19 protein-coding genes are annotated in these 19202 nt (G+C 48.4%); 7 read left to right on the top strand and 12 right to left on the bottom strand.

Annotation, left to right across the window (positions count from 1 at the left end):
* The first annotated feature begins 69 nt into the window (after positions 1–69).
* The 6 genes from Q0V82_RS06270 (at position 70) to Q0V82_RS06245 (ending at position 5340) form a co-directional block, all read left to right on the top strand.
* Positions 70–1305: a glycosyltransferase family 4 protein gene (locus Q0V82_RS06270; RefSeq protein ID WP_297573721.1), complete on the top strand. Its 1236-nt coding sequence runs from the start codon at positions 70–72 to the stop codon at positions 1303–1305.
* Positions 1306–1471: 166 nt separating this feature from the next.
* Entirely contained in the window at positions 1472–1930 is a 459-nt protein-coding gene (locus tag Q0V82_RS06265) for a DapH/DapD/GlmU-related protein (protein WP_297573718.1), read from the top strand.
* Positions 1920–3083, top strand: coding sequence for a glycosyltransferase family 2 protein (locus Q0V82_RS06260; protein WP_297573715.1), 1164 nt, complete (start codon positions 1920–1922; stop codon positions 3081–3083). Before Q0V82_RS06265 ends, Q0V82_RS06260 begins: the two co-directional genes overlap by 11 nt.
* A complete protein-coding gene (locus Q0V82_RS06255; RefSeq protein WP_297573713.1) occupies positions 3080–4084 on the top strand; it encodes a glycosyltransferase family 2 protein in 1005 nt (334 codons plus the stop codon). Before Q0V82_RS06260 ends, Q0V82_RS06255 begins: the two co-directional genes overlap by 4 nt.
* A gap of 8 nt (positions 4085–4092) precedes the next feature.
* Positions 4093–4599 carry a serine O-acetyltransferase gene (locus Q0V82_RS06250; RefSeq protein ID WP_297573708.1) on the top strand — a complete coding sequence of 169 codons (507 nt, stop codon included), beginning with the start codon at positions 4093–4095 and terminating at the stop codon, positions 4597–4599.
* Positions 4600–4602: 3 nt separating this feature from the next.
* Complete coding sequence (locus tag Q0V82_RS06245) at positions 4603–5340, top strand: PilZ domain-containing protein (protein ID WP_297573706.1); 738 nt, start codon at positions 4603–4605, stop codon at positions 5338–5340.
* Here the strand turns inward: Q0V82_RS06245 and Q0V82_RS06240 are convergent, their stop codons facing one another.
* From Q0V82_RS06240 to Q0V82_RS06185, 12 genes are all read right to left on the bottom strand, one after another.
* Positions 5341–6057 (bottom strand): response regulator transcription factor, encoded by a 717-nt coding sequence (locus Q0V82_RS06240; protein WP_297573703.1) that lies wholly within the window; start codon positions 6055–6057, stop codon positions 5341–5343. It abuts the gene before it with no gap.
* Positions 6058–6110: 53 nt separating this feature from the next.
* Complete coding sequence (locus Q0V82_RS06235; protein WP_297573700.1) at positions 6111–8138, bottom strand: SpoIIE family protein phosphatase; 2028 nt, start codon at positions 8136–8138, stop codon at positions 6111–6113.
* A 5-nt stretch (positions 8139–8143) separates the two neighbouring features.
* Complete coding sequence (locus Q0V82_RS06230) at positions 8144–8686, bottom strand: heme NO-binding domain-containing protein (RefSeq protein ID WP_297573697.1); 543 nt, start codon at positions 8684–8686, stop codon at positions 8144–8146.
* Between the two features lie 20 nt (positions 8687–8706).
* The gene (locus tag Q0V82_RS06225) at positions 8707–9696 is read right to left on the bottom strand and encodes an SLBB domain-containing protein (RefSeq protein ID WP_297573694.1); all 990 of its coding nucleotides are present in this window, start codon (positions 9694–9696) and stop codon (positions 8707–8709) included.
* Complete coding sequence (locus Q0V82_RS06220) at positions 9689–11197, bottom strand: lipopolysaccharide biosynthesis protein (protein ID WP_297573692.1); 1509 nt, start codon at positions 11195–11197, stop codon at positions 9689–9691. Before Q0V82_RS06220 ends, Q0V82_RS06225 begins: the two co-directional genes overlap by 8 nt.
* Before the next feature lie 148 nt (positions 11198–11345).
* A complete protein-coding gene (locus Q0V82_RS06215) occupies positions 11346–12071 on the bottom strand; it encodes a glycosyltransferase family 25 protein (RefSeq protein ID WP_297573689.1) in 726 nt (241 codons plus the stop codon).
* The gene (locus Q0V82_RS06210; protein ID WP_297573687.1) at positions 12068–14311 is read right to left on the bottom strand and encodes a hypothetical protein; all 2244 of its coding nucleotides are present in this window, start codon (positions 14309–14311) and stop codon (positions 12068–12070) included. Before Q0V82_RS06210 ends, Q0V82_RS06215 begins: the two co-directional genes overlap by 4 nt.
* The gene (locus Q0V82_RS06205; protein WP_297573685.1) at positions 14308–15495 is read right to left on the bottom strand and encodes an NDP-sugar synthase; all 1188 of its coding nucleotides are present in this window, start codon (positions 15493–15495) and stop codon (positions 14308–14310) included. The genes Q0V82_RS06210 and Q0V82_RS06205 overlap by 4 nt, the downstream gene beginning before the upstream one ends.
* Positions 15492–15830 carry an STAS domain-containing protein gene (locus tag Q0V82_RS06200; RefSeq protein WP_297573682.1) on the bottom strand — a complete coding sequence of 113 codons (339 nt, stop codon included), beginning with the start codon at positions 15828–15830 and terminating at the stop codon, positions 15492–15494. Before Q0V82_RS06200 ends, Q0V82_RS06205 begins: the two co-directional genes overlap by 4 nt.
* 457 nt (positions 15831–16287) lie before the next feature.
* Positions 16288–16581: an Hpt domain-containing protein gene (locus Q0V82_RS06195; protein WP_297573679.1), complete on the bottom strand. Its 294-nt coding sequence runs from the start codon at positions 16579–16581 to the stop codon at positions 16288–16290.
* Positions 16574–16963 carry a response regulator gene (locus Q0V82_RS06190; RefSeq protein ID WP_297573676.1) on the bottom strand — a complete coding sequence of 130 codons (390 nt, stop codon included), beginning with the start codon at positions 16961–16963 and terminating at the stop codon, positions 16574–16576. The genes Q0V82_RS06195 and Q0V82_RS06190 overlap by 8 nt, the downstream gene beginning before the upstream one ends.
* On the bottom strand, positions 16951–18411 hold the full coding sequence (locus Q0V82_RS06185) for an ATP-binding protein (RefSeq protein WP_297573673.1): 1461 nt from the start codon (positions 18409–18411) through the stop codon (positions 16951–16953). Before Q0V82_RS06185 ends, Q0V82_RS06190 begins: the two co-directional genes overlap by 13 nt.
* Before the next feature lie 77 nt (positions 18412–18488).
* Here Q0V82_RS06185 and Q0V82_RS06180 point away from each other — a divergent pair, with 77 nt between their 5' ends.
* Positions 18489–19202, top strand: coding sequence for a sugar transferase (locus Q0V82_RS06180; protein WP_297573670.1), 714 nt, complete (start codon positions 18489–18491; stop codon positions 19200–19202).

Raw genomic sequence — 19202 nt, 5'->3', positions numbered from 1 at the left:
TGGACACAAGGTGAATGGCGTTCCGACTTTTAATAGTCTTATAGCGAGACGGTCTCGCAGGAGTGCAACATGATTGAACTTCCAGCCTTAGCCTATTTAGTCAGCGCTTATCCCGCCGCCTCTCATACCTTTATTTTGCGCGAAGTGTTGGGTTTGCGTGAGCGGGGTTGGCGCGTGGAGACCGTGAGTGTGAATCCCGATGTCCGTGCACTGCAAGCCTTGGATGAGCTTGAGCAGCAAGAGCAATTAAATACGCGGGTACTTAAAAGCTGGTCACGCGCAACCCTGATTTTTGATGTCTTGCGCGTGATCTGGCAGTGCAATTGCATTGCCGTTCTCGCGAGTGTGCGCTTGGCTTGGCAGTTGGCAAGGCCCGGTCTGCGGGGGCATCTCTTGGCTTTAGCTTATTGGCTAGAGGCCATGCTGTTAGTGCGTTGGATGCAGCAGCAATCGACGACCCATTTGCATGTGCATTTTGGCAATGAAGCGGCGCTGGTGGGCGTGCTCGCTAAGCGGATTAGTGCCTGTACTTTGTCTTATACCATACACGGGCCCGATGAATTTCATGATGTGGCAGGGCAGCAATTGGCGGCTAAAGTCGCTGCCGCCGATTGGATTGTATGCATTAGCCAATTTGCACGTAGCCAATTAATGCAATTTAGCCACCCGCAAGATTGGTCAAAAATACACGTGGTTCGTTTGGGTATTTTTGATCACTATGCGCTACCAAAACGGCATGGCGCTGAGGTGTTTACCGTGCTGTGTGTGGGGCGTTTGACACCAGCAAAAGGACAAATTGTACTGCTCAATGCCATTGCCGCATTGCGTCGCGAAGGGATGAGTTTGCGATTGATTTTATGTGGTGCTGGGCCGAGTGAAGATTTACTGCGTCAGCAAATTGAGCAATTGAATTTAAGTTTAGATGTTGAGCTTACAGGGCCGCTCAGTAAAGAGGCCGTACGTCAGCTTTACGCCGAGGCTGATCTTTTCGTGTTGCCCAGTTTTGACGAAGGCATTCCGGTGGTTTTGATGGAAGCGATGGCATCTGGCTTGCCGTGCATTAGTACGCGGGTGGCCGGAATTCCTGAGTTGATTGAACACAATGTGAATGGTTATTTAGTGCCTCCGGGCGACGTTCACGCACTCAGTTTGGCCATTGCTCGTTTGGTCAACGATGCCGATTTACGCTCGTGCTTTACCGCAGAGGCACAGATCACAGTGGCAAAGCGATATTGCTTGGCGCAAAACCTCGATCAGTTAGCGCAGTGCTTTAGCGATTTTTGTGGGGGTGTTCGTCATGCTTAAATTCATAAAAAAAGCATTTTCTAACTGGGTATATAAACAGGCACATCAGAATAAAAGGTTTGTATGGCTATACCGCCGTATATGTCAGCCATTTGCTTATGAATGGACGGTATATTTAAAACGTTGGGGCGGGTTTTATGCCATCGGTGAAAATTGCGCCATCAATATGAATGTCACCATTACTGATCCGAGTTATGTCCGTCTTGGTAATAACGTGCACTTATCGGGTTGCACCTTATTTGGTCATGATGGCGCGGTGAATATGGTGAATCTCGCCTTTGGTCTTCATTTAGATCGGGTCGGAAAAATCGATATTCGTGACAATGTATTTATTGGTCATCAGGCGATTATCTTACCCGGCGTATGTATCGGACCTAATGCCATTGTCGCCGCGAACTCGGTGGTGACGCGTGATGTGCCAGCCAATAGTGTCGTTGCTGGTGTTCCGGCCAAAGTGATTTGCAGCTTGGATGAATGGATTGATCGTTTGAAGCAAGAAAACAGTCAATTGCCATGGGCTGCTGAATTTAATCGACGTCAGGATGTGCTTGAGCCGGAAAGCGCCGCTTTACGCGTGGCAAGAGTGCAGGTTTTTTATGGTCAGGAGAAACATCATGTGGCTTGAATTAATGCAAGGCGTCGCTGCGGGTGCGGCATTGCTCACACTACCGGGCAGTTGGTCATTGGCAAGATGGACGTGGGCGGCGCGTCGACCCGCTGTATCGCCGCATTTAGCGCCAGTGACTGAGCAAATTTTAATCTTGGTACCGGCGCATAATGAGGCGGCGAGTTTGCCCAAAACACTGTCAGCCTTAGTTGCGCAAGCACAAGCGGATGGGCGTTGTCATGTTTTGGTGATTGCCGATCATTGTACGGATGATACGGCGCAAGTGGCGCGAGCGCATGGCGCCATGGTGTTGGAACGACAAGCCAATGAGCGTGGTAAAGGTCATGCCCTAGCGGCCGCTTTTGCATTATTGCCGGATGTACCGTGGTATTTGATTGTTGATGCCGACAGTACGCTCGACCCTCATTTTTTAGCCGTTTTGCGGTGCAAAATGGCGGAGCAACCCGATGGCATTCAAGCCCGTTATGCACCGCATTGCGCGAGTGGTGATATGAACGCCCCGTTAAAACATTGGGCCTTACAAGCGTTTAATGTGATTCGACCTCGTGGCCGATCGGCTTTGGGAGAGGGGGTTGGCTTACTGGGTAATGGCTTTGCATTGTCTAATGCCACTTTACGCCGTGTACCTTATCGGGCGGGATCGATTGTTGAGGATTTGGAATATCAATTGTCTTTAGCTCGTGCCAATTGCAAATTAGCTTGGTTAGAGGATGTGGCGGTTTATGGTGAGATGCCACAAGGCGAGCACGCCAAAGCACAGCGCCAGCGCTGGGAAGGCGGTCGCTTGGCGATGATGCGAAGCAATCTGTGGCCCTTGATTCAAGGCATTGGCCGCGGTGAAACTCAGTTATGGCCAGCGCTACAAGATTTGCTTTTATTGCCGCTTAGTCAGCATGCCTTATTGCTGTTGTTGGCGTGTAGTACGGGTGGTTGGCCTCTGATTTTGGGGGCGTTAGGGATCTTGGTTTTAATCGCGCACGCCGCAATGGCATTATTTGAGTTGCCGCGAGTGATGCGATGCCGCGCAGTGTTGGCCGCACCGATGTATATCGTCTGGAAAATCATGCAGTTGCCACATATTGTGCGCAGCAGTCGTTCTGGCGCATCGTGGCAACGTTCAGTGCGGCATATCGAGCAGGAGAAAGCATGATGCCGCTGAACTCACTCAAACCAATACTCAGTGTGATTGTTGTGGCGTACAACAATGAGGCTGAAATTGTCAGCTGCTTAGCCAGTATTCATCAAGCGTGCTTGGGGCTGCACTATGAAGTTATTGTGGTCGATAACGCCAGTCGTGATGCCAGCGTGGCGCAGATAAGGGCTTTCGATAGCGAGATTTGCGTATTGCAAAGCAAGGTTAATTTGGGCTTTGCTGCGGGTAATAATTTGGCATTTAAAGCGGCGCAAGGACAATTTTTAGCCTTGGTTAATCCGGATGCTCGACCTGAGGCTCATGCTTTGACCTGTGCAGTTTCTTGGCTGCAAGAGCGCCCGCATATTGGTATGGCGGGCGGCCGTTTGCTGGCTGAAAATGGTCAAGATCAGCCTTCGGCGCGTTGTTTTCCTTCGGTGCTCAATGATTTTTTGGTGATCAGCGGCCTATCGAATCGTTTTGCAAAATCACGTTTTTTTGGCCGAGTCGATCGAACTTGGGCCGACCCTAATCTTGCCAGTCCAGTTGATTGGGTGCCTGGGGCATTTGTCGTGCTCAATGCGGCTATTTTGGCGCAGGTGGGCGTATTTGATGAACGTTTCTTTTTGTATTTTGAAGAAGTTGATCTGTGTCGACGGATAAAAACAGCAGGATTTGAAGTCTGGTATCAGCCTGATTGGCGTGCGGTGCATATTGGCGGCGTTTCATCGGCCAAGGTTGAGGGGCAACACTTTAATGCGCATGGTAGTCAATTGTCTCTCTGGCGAATGCGTAGTGCCATGCTGTACTACCGCAAGCATCATGGTTGGCTCGGTGCTTGGGGGGCTTGTCAGTTAGAGCGGGTTTGGCATGGATTACGGTTGTGGCGAAATCAAATTCGCGCTTTGCCGAGCGCACGATATAAATGCATTGAATCACGCGCTTTACGCAATTTGTTAGCGCAAGCATGGCGCGATACAGCGGGTGGTCGTGTTTCGCCACCTAGCCCATGGTTATAGAGGCGTATATGTTTGATCTCATTCGTGAAGATTGGCAAACCTACCAGCGTGACCCTTGGCGGCAAGGTTTATGGGTGATGCTGATTTATCGCTTTGGCAACTGGCGCTACAGCGTGCGGTCTGCCATATTCAGAAAACCGCTGTCTTTTATCTATAAATGTTTAAAAATTTTGGGGCAAATTTTAACGGGAATTGATTTGCCCTGTGAAACGCGAGTTGGGCGTCGCTTGCGGATTGATCATTTCGGTGGCGTGATTATTAGTGGTGATACTGTGATTGGTGATGATGTCATTTTGCGCCATGGTGTGACCTTGGGTTTACGCCATGAAGGCCAAGGTGGGGCGCCGACTTTGGGGGATCGTGTTGAGGTGGGGGCTGGGGCAAAAATTATTGGTGCAATCACCATCGGGCATGATGCCAAAATCGGTGCCAATGCGGTGGTTTTACACGATGTGCCATGTGGTGCAGTTGCAGTGGGGATTCCCGCTAGAGTCGTTTCTTATCGTAAGGAGTGAGTCATGTTTAATCTATTTAATATTTTGCCGCGTCTGACGCCACAAGAAACAATTCGTGCACCAGATGTCTTGGATGAAGGTGATGATTTATTGAAAAATAAGCAAGAAATTAACGCTATTTTGTCGAGTATCGAGCAGCATCATTTGAACAGCGCGGTGCTTCTGAGGGTTTTAAGCCCAGATTTATCGCAAGGTGAGTTATTAATTGCTTTTAAATTAGACCGTGTTGCTGGCTATATGCGCGTACGACTTGCGCAAGATTACCCTGGTAAATCACCTCGATCATTAACACTGGTTGCCGTCTGGAGTGGGAAGGTCTTGGCTTTTAGCGCTCAAGTTTTACAACAACACACTGCCAATGAATTTACGCTGTCATGGCCAGATTGCATGGTGAGGGGGTTGGGACGTGATTTTTATCGCTTTCATCCCCATGCGGATGTGGCGTTATCCATTCATAGCGCAGAAGTGCAAACTTCAGGTCGCTTGGTCGATTTAAGCGAAGGTGGTTTAGCCTATGTTTTGCCGGTAGATCAAGCCAAACCATTACTTGAAATACGCCGCTTTGGCATGGCAAAGATCGTGCTACCGGCGATTGAATTTCAGGTCGCTTCCTTTGTTGTTCGCAGCGAGCAAGGATTAGGGCAGAGTAATTTATTGCGAATTGGCATCGAATTTTTTGGCGTGTCGGCAGCCGAGATGATGTGTTTGCGTCGTTTTTTGCTGGTGGAGTGGCATCATTAATTAAGTCAGTGATTGGTCGATAGGACTTGGTACAACTAAATTGACGCTTTCTAGGCGATAACCATAGCCATAAACTGAAGTGAGTTGCCACTGATGTTTGCCGTCAAGCATCAGCTTACGGCGCAAACGACTAATGTGGGTATCGACTGTACGCGTGTCGATTTCAACGTGTAACCCCCAGATTTGTTCCAAAAGCGTCATTCTTGAGAATAGCTTTCCTGGGTGCTTAAAAAGAAATAGCGCCAGATCATATTCTTTTTGGGTTAATTCAATATCTTGGCCCGCATGGCGAATTAAGCGCTGGCTGGTGTCGATTTCATAACTGCCTAGATGAAGTATTTGCGGTGCCACCGATTTAAAGCGCCGCAGCAATACTTCGATGCGCGCAAGTAATTCCATCGGTTTAATCGGTTTAACGAGATAGTCATCGGCACCCATTTTGAGTGCAGCAACAATATTGCTTTCTTCTTCAATCGCGGTGACCACCATGATGGGCGTTTGCCAACCGACGTTTTCTCTGACCCATTTAATAATCATGCCGCCCGAATAATCGGGTAAGTTCCAATCTAGCAAAAACAGGTCAAATTGAACTAACTTGATGGCTTCAAAGAAAGCAATGCTGGTTGAAAACTGCTGAGTTTGATGACCGGCACTATTTAAAACTAAAGCCAGCGTGTCAGCCTGAATCGCATCATCTTCAACAATAGCAATAAACATGAATCATCCTAATGACAGAGCGGTGTCTGATTTTTAGTATAGCCATATTTATTTTAACTACAGTCTTTGTTTAGCCGTAAGCGAGTAAGGTTGACTTGTTCAGCAGGGATAAGGTATTCAACGTGATCGACGCAATTTTGAATAATGTATAAGCCAAATCCGCCTTCTTTATGACCACTAAAATCGGGGGGAAGCGACTGAGTCGAGTCAAATGCGTCGCCGACATAGTAAAAGCTGAGTGTAACGACGGTCGCTGTTGAGAGTAAATGCACAACAAATGGCGTGTCTGCTAATGGTGCAGCAACATGGCGAATGATATTTGTAGCGACTTCGACGGCAGCGAGTGTCAGCTGGTCATGTAAAACGGGGCTTAAATCGGTTCGTTCGCGTATCCACTGCCGAAGTTGGCTAAGAATCTGCATTTTTCGTGGAAATTCTTGGTAATGTAATGCCGTGGTGGTGTGCCGGTAAAGGCTAATCGCCGTAAAATCGTCCGAGCGCTGCAATGTACCTTCATATTGTTCAACGATTTGCCGTAAGCGTTGCAAAATAATGGCGGGCGGGATTTGAGCGGCATAGAGCTGACTGACCAGATCTAATATCGGCTGTATCCCCATGAATTCTTGTTTTTTATTTCGCGCTTCAGTTAAACCATCTGAATACAATAGCAATAAATCGCCAGCTAAAAAGGGATAGGTGGCTGACTCATAATGTTCTTTTGATTCAATCCCGATGGGAAGGTTTTTTCCACTGAGCATGGTGATGCTGCCATCGGTATGTAATAACAAGCCTTCAGGATGGCCCGCACTAATGTAATTAAAAAGATTGGCATCTAGATCAATGCGTGCAAATGCCAAAGTCACAAAAGATTCGAGTCTTTGCAGCTCAGGCGTTAACCGAGAATTGAGTTGGTTAATGATCATTTCTATCGCTGGACGTTGTCCTAGCTGTAATGCCGGCCCTAAAAGTTCGGCCATAATGCGGATATATTGATTTTTCAGCCCCGCACCCAGCATTGCTGCCGCTACGCCTTTACCCATCACATCGCCTGTGAGCACATCAAAGCAGTTGGGCTCGATGGGGAAGAAGTCAAAAAAATCGCCATCGATGCCTTGCGAAGGTTGGGTAAAGGCCGAAATCTCTACGCCAGGTACTTTGAGTGGCGTGCCAAAAAGCAAGGTCTGCTGAATGTCATGCCCCATTTTTAATTCACGTTCGCGCGCCGAAATAAGGGCCGCCTGCTGCGCTTGCCGCAGACTAATGTCACGAATAATGGCGGTGAAATGAAATTCATCGCCATAAAGCGGGGCACTTAATGAGAGCTCGATCGGGAACTCGCTGGCGTCACGATATTTGGCATTGAGCTCATGCCGCCGGCCAATCAGGCCTTGTTCTTGTGGGTTGGATTGGGATTTTTGGATGTAATGCGATAGATAATCATCGTAATTGGGGGTGTGTAGCTCAGGAATTAACAGCGAAATATTCTGACCGATGATTTCGACAGTCGACCAACCAAACATTAATTCTGCTGCCGGATTAAAGCTTTCGATCAGGCCATGTTGGCTGATGGTGATAATGGCATCGGCTGCGGTATTGAGTACGCTTTGCAACATTACCCGCTTTTTTTTGAGCCGCACGGCGAGGTTGCGGGTTTCTTCAAGCGCATTTTTCTCTATCTGCATGATTTGCAATAAATCGGCCGTGTTGTCATGAACCGCAAAATCATTGAGTGACAGCGCATATTGCTGTAATTGCGATACGCTGGACAACCAAGGCGAGCCAACAAAAATGAAGCGATTTTGGGTATTGCATAAGAACTGACCACGCAGTTGTAACTCAGAATGGCAACACATAAACACAAATAGCGTGTGTGGGCTATTGGCAATACTTTCCTTGTTCAGTTGTTGGTGTGGCCGTTGAATCTGCATAAAGCGGCTCAATGGATGTTGGATGGCAATGTGAGGAATAATCAGTGGCAAAGAAGGGCCGAAACCCACGATATTGAGCTCAGAATCGAGTACAAAATGAAAGGGGAACAGCGTGTCGAGTACCCCAAGTGGCAATAAGGTTGCGTCATGCATGATGACTACCACTGCACAAGAAATTCATCGTAATCATCTTGGCGCTCACGGACTTTGATTTGTTCAACGCTGACCTTGGTTGCAAACAAAGTGCCTAAGCCGTCGAGTAAACCAATCACAAAATGCGCTAGACCTGGACGAGTTGAGAAATAACGCACCTTGATCTGACCGGGGCCGATCACCTCACAATTAAATTCTGGCGGATTTAATTGTGGGTAGATCAATCGCACGCGCGCATGAAAATTGGGCAGACTGAGCAAAAAATCGCTTAAGTTTCGCCCGCCAGCCTCAAGCAAACCACCGTAGCTGCGCCGGCCAGTCTCCAGTACCCAATGACGGCCAAAATCCTCCAGTAAGGGCGCGGCCTCTCTCCCTGTTATGGCACAAGTCGCGCCGACGAGGCGGTAAGTGATTTCGTCGGGGTAACAATTATGGGACAAAAATATTTCATCATTGAGATCGGCTTGTCGCAGGATATTTTCCCAAATCTGCGGCCCGTATTGGCTACAAACCATCTCTTCGAGTGCTTTATTGACAATGCCATACATGGCGGTTCTCCTTTGCTAGCTTACAGTGCGCCCAGTCCTAGGGTCAGTATGGATAATCCAGGGATTAATTGCCGGATTACATAACCGGCCTGGGCAATGCCACTCTTAGGTACAAAAATGATGTCGCCTTCTTCTAAGGAAAAATTAACCATTTGGGCGCGTGTCATTAAGCTCAATAATGGGGTTGGATTACTGGCTTGTTGGCTAGGGCGATAAATGGCGATTTTTTCGTCTGCGGCATCGTCATTTGGGCCACCCGCTTGAGACAAGGCATCCATTAAGGACATATCAGGGGTAAGTCGATAGGCTCCAGGTTTATGCACGGCGCCCAGCACATACACCAAGGTGTCAAACGAATCGGGGATATACACTAAATCATTGGCTTGTAATTTGATGTTGTAAGCGAGCTGTCCTCGATTGAGTAGTTTTTTTAAGTCGACCCAAATAATGCGATCACGACCTCTAAAAATAGCGACGCGGGTTAAGGTCGCTTGCTTATCGATCACCGGTAAGGCCCCCGCCCGAGCAAGGGTTTCAAGTAAAGAGGGCGGACGATCAAATTGCTGTACGCCTGGATTTTGCACTCGGCCTAAAACGGTGACACGGTTACCCGCATATTGTTCAACGCCGACAAATACCGCTGGTTTTTTAAGAAAAACTTGCAAGGCAGCATGAATCCGGCTCGCTGCGGACTCTCGAGTCTCTCCGGCTAATCGCAATGTTCCGGTGAGTGGCAAACTCATTTGGCCATCGGGACCGAGTAATTGTTTGCCGGATAGTTCGGGGTGATTCCAGACCGTGACTTGTAATTGATCGCCTTCTGCAAGGCGATAAATCGGCTCTCCCGTCACGTCGAGTTCGGCCAGCAGTTCCGGACTGGCATAATCGATTTGTTCGGATTTTTGTGCTGGTTGAAAAACCTGATTATTTACTGGCAAACTGTCGGGTATGCTGCTGCAGCCATTGATTAATAAGCTGATTGTGGCAATACATAGCGTGATTTTAAGCATGATAAACCTCAACAGAGCGCGTTAAGTGCAATGCACGCTTTAAGCCGATTTTTTCGTCTTGGCGCAAAATAAACCGCCATGCTAGCCCAAACTGTATGCAGAAAAAAACCGTGCCCGCAATGATCAGCTCAAGTAAGGCACTGCCACGATCGGTCAATTGCCATGGCCAGAAATGAACAAAACCATAGGCTAGGGCATAGTTCAGTGCTAAGGGCTGCAAAATTTCCCGCCATAAATGCCAAGGTGAAAATTGTAAAGCTTGACTGGCGAGGGTTAAGTAAATCACGGCAGCGATACAGCGGCCGATACAGAGAATTTGCAGAAACTCGAAAAAGCTATTGGCTTGTAAGCAAACAATAAATACCAAAGTACGCAAGGCATGATAAAAAAATTCGAGTTGGGTCTGTCCTTGGCCGCGCAGCGCACTAGAGGCTGGCCCAGTTTGGATGTGCAAATGCCATGCCGGTGTGACCCATAATAAAATCGTGACAATCTGTGCTAGCTCAGCACGTGGGCCTAACCACGCCATATTTAAAGCCGGTGCCGTTGCAACCAATAGCGGCATTAAACTCAGTAAAGAGAACAGCGCTAAGCGCTGCGCTTGTTGATACAGTTGGCTTAAGGCAGCAGCATCTAGGCTGGCAGCATGAGGGAGTAGTGCTTGGCTGATTCCGGAGGTTATTGAGGTGGCGGTTGAGGGTAATTTACTGCCTAAATCCATTAAGCCTGCGGTGGCCGCCCCAAAGTTTAAACCGGCCAGCATTCGATCGGCTGAATGCAATAAAATCGCCCAAGTGTCACTCAATTGGGCGCGTAGCCCTAAATTTAAAAAGGGTTGTAAATGTAATTTAGAAACATATTTGGGGTGTAGCGTCAGTGCTGGCCATGCGTGTTTTACACGCCACCAAGACAGCGAAATGGAGAGCACATAACGCAATAAAAAGGCCCACAATAAAGCATTAATCCCTTGGCCTAATGCTAAAAGGGCCGCAGCAATACCCCATTCCAAAATAAAACTGGCCACCCAGATGCGTTGTTGCTCATGAATGAGTTTGAGGCCGTTTAAAACATAGCCCCATGCGCCTAAGGTCAAGTCAGCCAGAAAAATCAAGCAAGTCAGTAATAACAAATGCCCTGCCAAGGTATTGAGTTGGGGCTCGATTTTGAACCAGCTTATGATGATCGGCATAAACATGGCGACCAGAGCGCAGAAAATTCCACCAATTAACAGCGCCAAAGCCACGCCAGTACTCAGCATTTTGCTGGCATACAGCGCATCGTTGCGATCATGCGCTAAAGCAATTTCACGCACATAAACGGTGGCGAGCCCCGACACAGAGAGACCCAGGTAGCCGACCAATACAAAGGCGATGGACCATAGGCCATACTCGGCTAAACCCACGTAATTGAGCACCAGCGGTGGTAAAGCCAAACGACTGATCAGGTACAGTAGGCGAGCCATCATGCTTTCGAGTGCCACGCGATGAAAATTGCTGCTCATGATGCGTCTGCTATAGGGGGGTGATGGCTTTATTAAAGCTGAACGACGCAGTGCAATGATGGCAAGAGTGTAAACAGTGCGAATTGCGGGCAGTGTGCGTTTTAAAAGTAGCCTGAATGCAGGCCGCGCTATGACGTCGCCAGCTCACTCAAAGCGAGATGATGTCTCGTTTGGCTTGTTTGATTTTTCTAGCCCATGCTGCGCATTGGCTTAGGATAGGCCAACGGTCATACCACTTATGTGCTTGAATGTCGCTACGGGAAAAGCGTTGTTCTATCAGGCTAGGTTGCGCAATCCAAGTGCGGCAGCTGGGGTTAAATTGTCGAAATAAGCTGAGCGCACCATCGTAATGCAATCGTCCGCCCATGGGGTCTCCAGCTGGGCGAGAGAGGCAGCCTTCGAGATAGGGTAATAGCGTCGATAAATACTCAATTCGAACTAAATAGGCATGAGCGCCGACGATGGCTTGTGTCGTTAAACTTAGTCCGAGCTCAGGTTTGGTGTCGCCGATCACTTGGCAATGCCCAAGATAAATTAGATCGGCCTGTTCACTGGCGAGTAATTGCGCGATTGCGGGTAATTGCGTGGTAAAGGCGGGGGTAAAAATGGCATCGTCCTCTAAAATAAGCACCCAGCCCTGCTCTGCTCGTTGAGCGTCTTGTAAAGCAGCAAGGTGGCTTAAAAAACAACCATAGGCACCGATAGATGGGTAGCCATTGCTGTTATTTGGACGTATTGCTGGCCAGCACATGACTTTATTGGCTTGCCATTCAATACCCAGGTTGCTAAGCGCGTATTGAATTTCTTTTTTTCTATCTACTCGCTCAGGTAAATTGATGACATAAATTCGAGTCACAATATCGACAAGGTTCATGATGTGCTCCGCAATAGGGTTTTGATACGTTGCTGAAGATCGCGCGGCAAGCCGAGCGCGGTTTTCAACAAGATTTTAAAGGTCTGAGCTATTTGTAGTAGCAGCCCTGCTGATCGTTGCTTGCGTCCGCTAATGAATTCTTCCATTAAATCATTGACATAGCCACCGCCGTCTAAGGGTCGAACTTGATTCACAATCACACCAATTGAAGCCGGGTCGATGCCTTGCAACACCCTTGCCGCACGCGCAACTTCGCCTCGACCTTGTGCCTCTGCTTCAACAATCGCGATCACCGCCGGTGTGGCTCGTAAGGCCAATTCAGCATCGCCGCTGACTAAGAGTGGCGGCAAATCGACCAGTACAAATCGATAGGTTTGGGCCAAATATTGCAATGTCTCCCCAAGTCGATCGATGGCGTGAATATGTCGGTCATTGCCCGTTAAATGCAGTAAATGGGTGCTGGGGGGGAGTGCGGTTGGTGGGCCATCGCTTAAGTCATATTGCATGGCGTTCGCAAAGCGCGCGTCTCGACTAAATGCATTGGCTTCAACGGCAATCGCCGGTAAACCCATCTCGGCAAAGGTTTGCTGCAAATCGAATACAATCGTTGACGCGCCACCTTGTGGCTGCAAAGCCGTGAGCCCAAAAATACGTAATTGGCTGCGGTCTTGCTCACGAATCAAGGCGCTGGCTAAGCGACGTAATTGATCGGTACGAAATAAATGACTGTCTGCATCTTTGGCATGAATCAACCAGCCTACCGGCGCAAAACCAAAGCCGCTCACCACATCATTGGGGGTATGAATGCGTCGATCCATTAAATCGTAAACGATTGGCAATAAAAGGCCTGCAGCCAGCGATGCAATAATTGCCATGAGTAGTAATTTGGTTTTGCCAACGCCCAGTGGTGTTTCTGGCGTCATCGCGGTGCTAACTAAACGTACAAAACCCAAGGCGCTGGTTTCGGCGGCGAAGAAATTCAAGCGTTCTTGGATGGCATCCAGTTCTTTACGAATTTGCGTGACATCGGCGGATAAATTTTGCGCTTCTTTAAACAGCGTTGCGAAGTGGCCACGGGATTTTTCTTGCTCGGTGAGCTCACGCTGTAAATCTGCCTCTAATTGAGCGCTTTGGGTCGACGCGGTGCTAAATCTGCTTTGTAGATTGCGACGTACTTCGCTGGTGATTTTTTCAGACTGTTGGCGAATTTCAGCATCAATTTCCGCTAGTTCGATTTTATTTTGTTGATAGCCAGGGTGTTGTGGGGTGAGTCCCGCCATGCCAGATACTAAAGTTGCCCTTCGATTATTTAGGCTGGCTTTTAGGCTATTTAGGCCTGGGTCCACTGACACACTTTCTAAAATGGATCTAACACCGGGATCGGTATCGCCATGCGTCAGAAAGGCTTTTTCATTTGCCGCGGCTGAAAAACGTTTGATCTTGGCATCGGCCAAGGCTTCGCGTAGTCGTTCGATGGCTTTATCGTAAGGATTACCCGCTTCTTCGGAAAAGGTTGCTATACCCAAATCGCCCGCAATGGTGTTGCGCCGCTCGGCTTTTTCATCAATCTGCGTGAGTAAAAGGTCTTGGCGTTTTTGTAATTGCGCAATTCGCTCGTCTTTGCCAAACACTTGTTCATCGCGAACCCGTTCTAAATAAATGCTCACGACGGCATTTATAATCGGAGCCAGTTCGGCTTTGTTTTTGCCAGACAAGCCAATGCGTACCATATAGGTGTCTGGAACGGCAGAAACTTGTAAGAGATTACGTAGTCGCTCTACGGCGTGACGCTCGCTCTCATTGGGGCGTTGCCACAGCGAAGTCTTTTGTGGCTGTGCAGGAGCGTGTGTGATTTTTGAACCGCCAATGGCGTAATCTAATTGCAATTGATTTGTATTTGTTGGGCTTGAAGCTTGTGTTTGGTGGTTTTGATTGGCAAGCCGTATGCCATCGCGCAGGATGTCGTAACGCTGGATGGTATTGCTTTGTTGCTGCACAAATTGGCGATATTGTGAATTGGATTGAAAGTCGAGCTCATTATCGTCTTTGAGCGTTTTCATATAACGCGGCGCGATTTGAATCACCGATTCAGCTTCGTAAAAAGATTGACCTTTTATCCACACTATCGGTAGGGCAGCCAATAAAGTGAGTAGCGCAGCGCAAACTGCGATTTTGGGGTGCTGACGCAAACTCACCAATGGTTTGATGCCAATACCTGCACTGGCGGCAAGGAGAGTCATGACGTTCGTTGACCCATTTCTAACGGTTCAAATTGATTCAGTTGTGCTAAAAAATGCTGCTCGCGATTGTAAATAGACGGTAGTTTGGTTCGGCTATCGGCAAGAATCCAAGGAATGTCGCTGACGACGGGATCGATGGTGATCCCATCTTTGCCAGCGCACCAGCGGCCACTGGCGAGCATTTCAATTAATGCAGCTTGACGACCGACTCGGGTGTAATCAAAAACTAAACTACGCTCGATGTGAACGCCCGATTCAATATAAGACCCGCGCCCAATCCACAGTGGGCCAATCAGCGTTGCACCATCTTCGATGGTGACACTGTCGGCAATCACCATCGGCGCTTGTACATGACAGCGGCGTGGGTCGAATCGGGTATTGGCGCCAACGAAAATGCCCGGCGCAATTTCGATGCCTGGGCGAGAAATCGCGGGGACATCACCGCAAATTGCCGCCATTTGCACCGCGTAATAATCGGCCACTCGGCCAATATCGATCCAATTGAATGGGATTTCTACGCCATACAATGCCGCACCTTCACGCGCCAATTGTGGAAAAACATCCGATCCTAGGTCATATGGGGTATCGCTCGGAATGTATTTCAATATATCGGGTTCAAAGACATACACCCCAGTATTGACCAGGTCGCTTTTGGCTTCGCCCAGTTTGGGCTTTTCTTGAAAAGCCATAATTCGGCCGGTATCGTCCAATAGCGCAACGCCATATTGGCAGAGCTTTTCTGCCGGCACTTGAGCCAGAGCCAAGGTCGCCAAGGCCCCCGCTTGGTGGTGGGCTGCAATGAGTGCGGTTAAATCTAAATCAATCAGTGCATCGCCACAGAGCACTAAGAAAGTATCATCAAAAAATCCCGAGTGTTGCTGGATTTGTCGAATGGTCGCAGCAGAACCTAGCGGTCTGTCGTGGAGTTCACCGTCTTGCTCAAATCCTTCGTAACTAAAAGCCAACTCAACGCCAAAACGGCGCCCACTGGTGAAATAGCTTTCGATTTCTTTGGCTAAATAGCTGGTGTTGATAATGATTTGAGTCACGCCATGCTTGGCCAGCTGCTCGATCAGGCACTCGATCACGGGGCGATCCAAGATCGACAGCATGGGCTTGGGGCAATCACGGCTCAGTGGCATTAAGCGAGTGCCTTTGCCTGCCGCTAAGATCAGGGCTTTCATGCTTGAACTCCTGCGATTTCGTCGAGTGAATTAAAGACTTGGAACACACGATGCATTCGCATTAATTCAAAAAGCGCGGAGACTGGGCGTTGCAAACCATAGAGCGCAAAACTGCTGCCTTGTTCGGTGCAATAGCGTAAACAGGACAAGAGCGCGCCCAATCCTGAGCTGTCGACAAAGGAGAGCGACGACATATCGATGGCAATCTTTGTAGATGATTCTAAAGATGCTCGGATTTGTTTGCGAAAGGTGTCGGCGTTACTGGCATCTAGACTGGTGGTGTTAAAAGTAATGATGGTTTGCGTGTTGTGCTGGTGGCGGGTAATGAGTTCCATGATCTGCATCTCCATAAGTGAACCGGTAGCGGTTATCTACTCTATTAAAGTTCACTTATGCGATTGGAATGTGAATCAACTGTAAATTTATTCAGTAGTCGGTCAATTTAATTGGAAAATTGGTGAGATTTTAGACAGCTTTGGTGTGTTTTTTGGAAGGGAAGACTAGGGTCTGTTGACGTTTGGTTTACGGATCGCGTTTGTGCTGATTTTGGCCTGAAACAAGGCGAAAGACGCGTGGCATAGTCATTCTATGCAAGCGTTTTTCAACGCAGTGTCAGGCCAAAAGCAGCCAAACCCTAAGGGCTGGGCGCTTTTCGCGGCATCTCTGCGTTATTTCATGCTCGAATAACGGGTTATTGGTCGCATAAAATGCCTTGATCTGCCGCGAAAATCGCTCCAGCGCGACAGCAAACCAAACGTCAACAGACCCTAAGGGCAGATGTAAGCGTATTTTTTAGTCGGTGATTTTTGCTTGGCATTGCTCGATAAAGTCGTCAATAGCGACAAAATCATGTTTGAGGGTTTGCTCTAGTTCACGAGTGAGGCGTTCGATTTCTGCAAACCCAAGCGAGCCAGCAGCACCAGCAAGACGGTGTAGTTCATCGAGTAATTGCGCGCTGGCGCATGCTGAAGGACTGTTTTTCCAGGCCGTATCGATTAAAGCCAGTCGTTGGGGTAGCTCGGCTTGAAATCGCCGACGCAATTGGCTGAGTCCCGCGTTAAACGCGGCAACGTCAAATTCAGGCATGAAATTCACTCCAAAAATGCTGTAGCAATTCAGGTAGTAACATCGGATCAAAAGGTTTGCAGGCGACAAAATTAGCGCCAGCAGTGAGTAAGGGCGCCAGCTCTTCGGTGGCCGCTTTGGCTGTGAGCATCACAATGCAGACGGAATTTCCTTTGGGTAATGCACGCAGCAGCGGGATAAATTCTGGCCCGCTAAGCTCGGGCATCATGACATCGAGTATGATCATTTGTGGTAGGGTATTGCTTGGTAATTGTTTAATGGCAATGCTTGCAAGTGGATACGTTAGTACCGTATATCCACCTAAAGTACTTAGGCTGAGTTCTAGCAACTGACGAATGTCGGCATCGTCTTCGATGATGGCGATTTGCTTTAAGGTCTGCATTGCAAGGCTCCTTGTGGGAAGGTGAGCTTAAAACAAGTGCCGTGTTCGCTGGTGCGATAGCTTATTTGTCCTTCCATGGCTTCTATTAATTGCTTGGTAATGGCTAAACCGAGCCCACTGCCGCCACGAATCCGCGCGTCGCCGGCATCGGCTTGACTAAAAGCTTGAAACATCCGTGGTTGAAAGGCGATGGGGATGCCGCTGCCTTGATCTTCGATTTCAATGATGAGTTGTGTATCGTCGGTGCTGGCGCGTACTGCCACGATGGCATCGGGCGGTGAAAATTTGCAAGCATTTGAAACCAGATTGCCCAAAATTTGCATTAATCGATAATGGTCGGTAAAGATTGTGGCGGTACTGAGTTCTGGCGCTACAGTCAGTTGTAATTGAACTTGATGCCGATTGGCATAGCCTTCGTGGGCCAATCGCGCTTCAGCCAGAAGATCGTTGAGCGATTGCCATTGTAGGTTCAGTTGCAAATGACCAGACACGCTGCGATTGATGTCGAGTAATTCATTGACCATTTTAAGTAATCGCCCCGCATTGCGATCGGCCATCTCGATCAGTTGGCTGCTCGAACTATTAAATTGTGTGCTTTGGGTGCCTTGCAGCATTTTTAGTGCGCCAATGATGGAGGTTAATGGTGTCCGTAATTCATGGCTCAGTGTGGCGATAAATTGTTGTTTAAGTTGATCGACTCGCTCACGTTCACTCACATCACGCAGTGTTGCCAATAAGAAACGCTCATTGTCTTGATCGAACGAGGTAATGCCCACTTCAATGGTGATTTTACTGCCATCGGGGCGTTTGGCGAGTAAGATTTGACTGTGCTGACTTGAACCTTTAGCACAATTTAATTGTAGTTTGGGCAGTAGTTCAAGCAGACCTTTGCCGATGAGTTGCTCGCGAGGGGTTTGAAATAAATACTCGCAACGGAAATTAATACTCTGGATTTTCTGTTCCGAGTTGATCACCAAAATGGCATCAAAGCTGTTTTCAGTGATCGCCCTCGAGCGAGTCAGTAACGCTTCATGTTGGCGTTGTAAATTCAGCACTTGCGCTAGATTGTTGAGTTTATGCTGCAAAATCGCGGGGACGATGGGCTTATGCAGATAGTCATCGGCTTGTGCTTTTAGCGCTTCGAGTAAATGCGCATCCCCTTCTAAACCCGACACCACCACCACCGGCGTCCAGCGCTCCCCACCTTTGGCTTTGATTTCTCGTGTAACGGTAAAACCATCGACTTCTGGCATGAGTAAATCCAGCAACACAATATCGGGTTGCTCGGCGGCAAATAAGCGTAAAGCTTCAGCGCCACCACTGGCTTGCAAGGTCTTAAATCCTAGACTCTCCACGACCATACAAACTTGCTGACGAATAAATGCAATGTCATCTACGACCAAAACGCAGAGATTGGTGTGCAAAACAATAGGCTGAGAAAGTGGCATATTTTACAAGGTGGTCACAGTTGATTGAGCAGGGCTTGCTTTAATCAGCATATACACAGGGCCCTCTGGAGACCACCATGAATTCGTCAATTGAATTATCTCAACTCAAACAGTTAGAAAAACGCTATAGCCAGCGCAATGTACAACGTTGGCGGATGACACTATTGCGTGCTCGATTGCGTTTTAACTTGTCATTGGTCCGTATTTTTCGCCGTACGTTGGCTGTGTCAGTGGCGATATTGGCGCTGCTTTTGGGTTGGCCTTTGTGGCTATTTTTAGCGTGCGCCATCAAATTGACCGATGGCGGTTCTATTTTGTATTGGCAGCGGCGAGTCGGTTATCGCGGCCAGTTGTTTGATTTCCCTAAGTTTCGCAGCATGGTGATCAATGCCGAAGCCTTGCAGGCTGCCTTGACCAATCAGCATCAAGATAATCACACCTTTAAATTGCTACGTGACCCTCGGATTACTTGGATTGGGCGCATTATTCGCCGTTTCAGTCTGGATGAATTTCCACAACTTTGGTGTGTGCTTAAAGGTGAGATGACCTTGGTCGGGCCTCGTCCGCCATTACCACAGGAAGTCGCTCAGTATGGTTTGTATGCTCGGCAACGTTTGGAGGTTCAGCCGGGTTTGACTTGCATCTGGCAAGTGAGTGGCCGTGCCGAGGTGGCTTTTGCCGGGCAGCTAGAAATGGATTTGGCGTATATCCGCCAGCGTAGTTTGAAGCTGGATGTGGTTATTTTATTACAAACCATTCCAGCGGTGCTGTTTGGCCGTGGTGCTTATTGA

Source organism: uncultured Deefgea sp. (genome assembly GCF_947072475.1).
Lineage (GTDB): Bacteria > Pseudomonadota > Gammaproteobacteria > Burkholderiales > Chitinibacteraceae > Deefgea.
The sequence above is the reverse complement of the archived record's forward strand: the minus strand, read 5'-3'. Positions and strand labels throughout refer to the sequence as shown.

Coding starts and splice junctions, on each gene's coding strand:
- Q0V82_RS06250 (WP_297573708.1), top strand. CDS start 4,093: ATGTTTGATCTCATTCGTGAAGATTGGCAAACCTACCAGCGTGACCCT.
- Q0V82_RS06255 (WP_297573713.1), top strand. CDS start 3,080: ATGATGCCGCTGAACTCACTCAAACCAATACTCAGTGTGATTGTTGTG.
- Q0V82_RS06205 (WP_297573685.1), bottom strand. CDS start 15,495: ATGAAAGCCCTGATCTTAGCGGCAGGCAAAGGCACTCGCTTAATGCCA.
- Q0V82_RS06245 (WP_297573706.1), top strand. CDS start 4,603: ATGTTTAATCTATTTAATATTTTGCCGCGTCTGACGCCACAAGAAACA.
- Q0V82_RS06180 (WP_297573670.1), top strand. CDS start 18,489: ATGAATTCGTCAATTGAATTATCTCAACTCAAACAGTTAGAAAAACGC.
- Q0V82_RS06185 (WP_297573673.1), bottom strand. CDS start 18,411: ATGCCACTTTCTCAGCCTATTGTTTTGCACACCAATCTCTGCGTTTTG.
- Q0V82_RS06260 (WP_297573715.1), top strand. CDS start 1,920: ATGTGGCTTGAATTAATGCAAGGCGTCGCTGCGGGTGCGGCATTGCTC.
- Q0V82_RS06235 (WP_297573700.1), bottom strand. CDS start 8,138: ATGCATGACGCAACCTTATTGCCACTTGGGGTACTCGACACGCTGTTC.
- Q0V82_RS06190 (WP_297573676.1), bottom strand. CDS start 16,963: ATGCAGACCTTAAAGCAAATCGCCATCATCGAAGACGATGCCGACATT.
- Q0V82_RS06225 (WP_297573694.1), bottom strand. CDS start 9,696: ATGCTTAAAATCACGCTATGTATTGCCACAATCAGCTTATTAATCAAT.
- Q0V82_RS06215 (WP_297573689.1), bottom strand. CDS start 12,071: ATGAACCTTGTCGATATTGTGACTCGAATTTATGTCATCAATTTACCT.
- Q0V82_RS06265 (WP_297573718.1), top strand. CDS start 1,472: ATGAATGTCACCATTACTGATCCGAGTTATGTCCGTCTTGGTAATAAC.
- Q0V82_RS06230 (WP_297573697.1), bottom strand. CDS start 8,686: ATGTATGGCATTGTCAATAAAGCACTCGAAGAGATGGTTTGTAGCCAA.
- Q0V82_RS06270 (WP_297573721.1), top strand. CDS start 70: ATGATTGAACTTCCAGCCTTAGCCTATTTAGTCAGCGCTTATCCCGCC.
- Q0V82_RS06200 (WP_297573682.1), bottom strand. CDS start 15,830: ATGGAACTCATTACCCGCCACCAGCACAACACGCAAACCATCATTACT.
- Q0V82_RS06240 (WP_297573703.1), bottom strand. CDS start 6,057: ATGTTTATTGCTATTGTTGAAGATGATGCGATTCAGGCTGACACGCTG.
- Q0V82_RS06195 (WP_297573679.1), bottom strand. CDS start 16,581: ATGCCTGAATTTGACGTTGCCGCGTTTAACGCGGGACTCAGCCAATTG.
- Q0V82_RS06210 (WP_297573687.1), bottom strand. CDS start 14,311: ATGACTCTCCTTGCCGCCAGTGCAGGTATTGGCATCAAACCATTGGTG.
- Q0V82_RS06220 (WP_297573692.1), bottom strand. CDS start 11,197: ATGAGCAGCAATTTTCATCGCGTGGCACTCGAAAGCATGATGGCTCGC.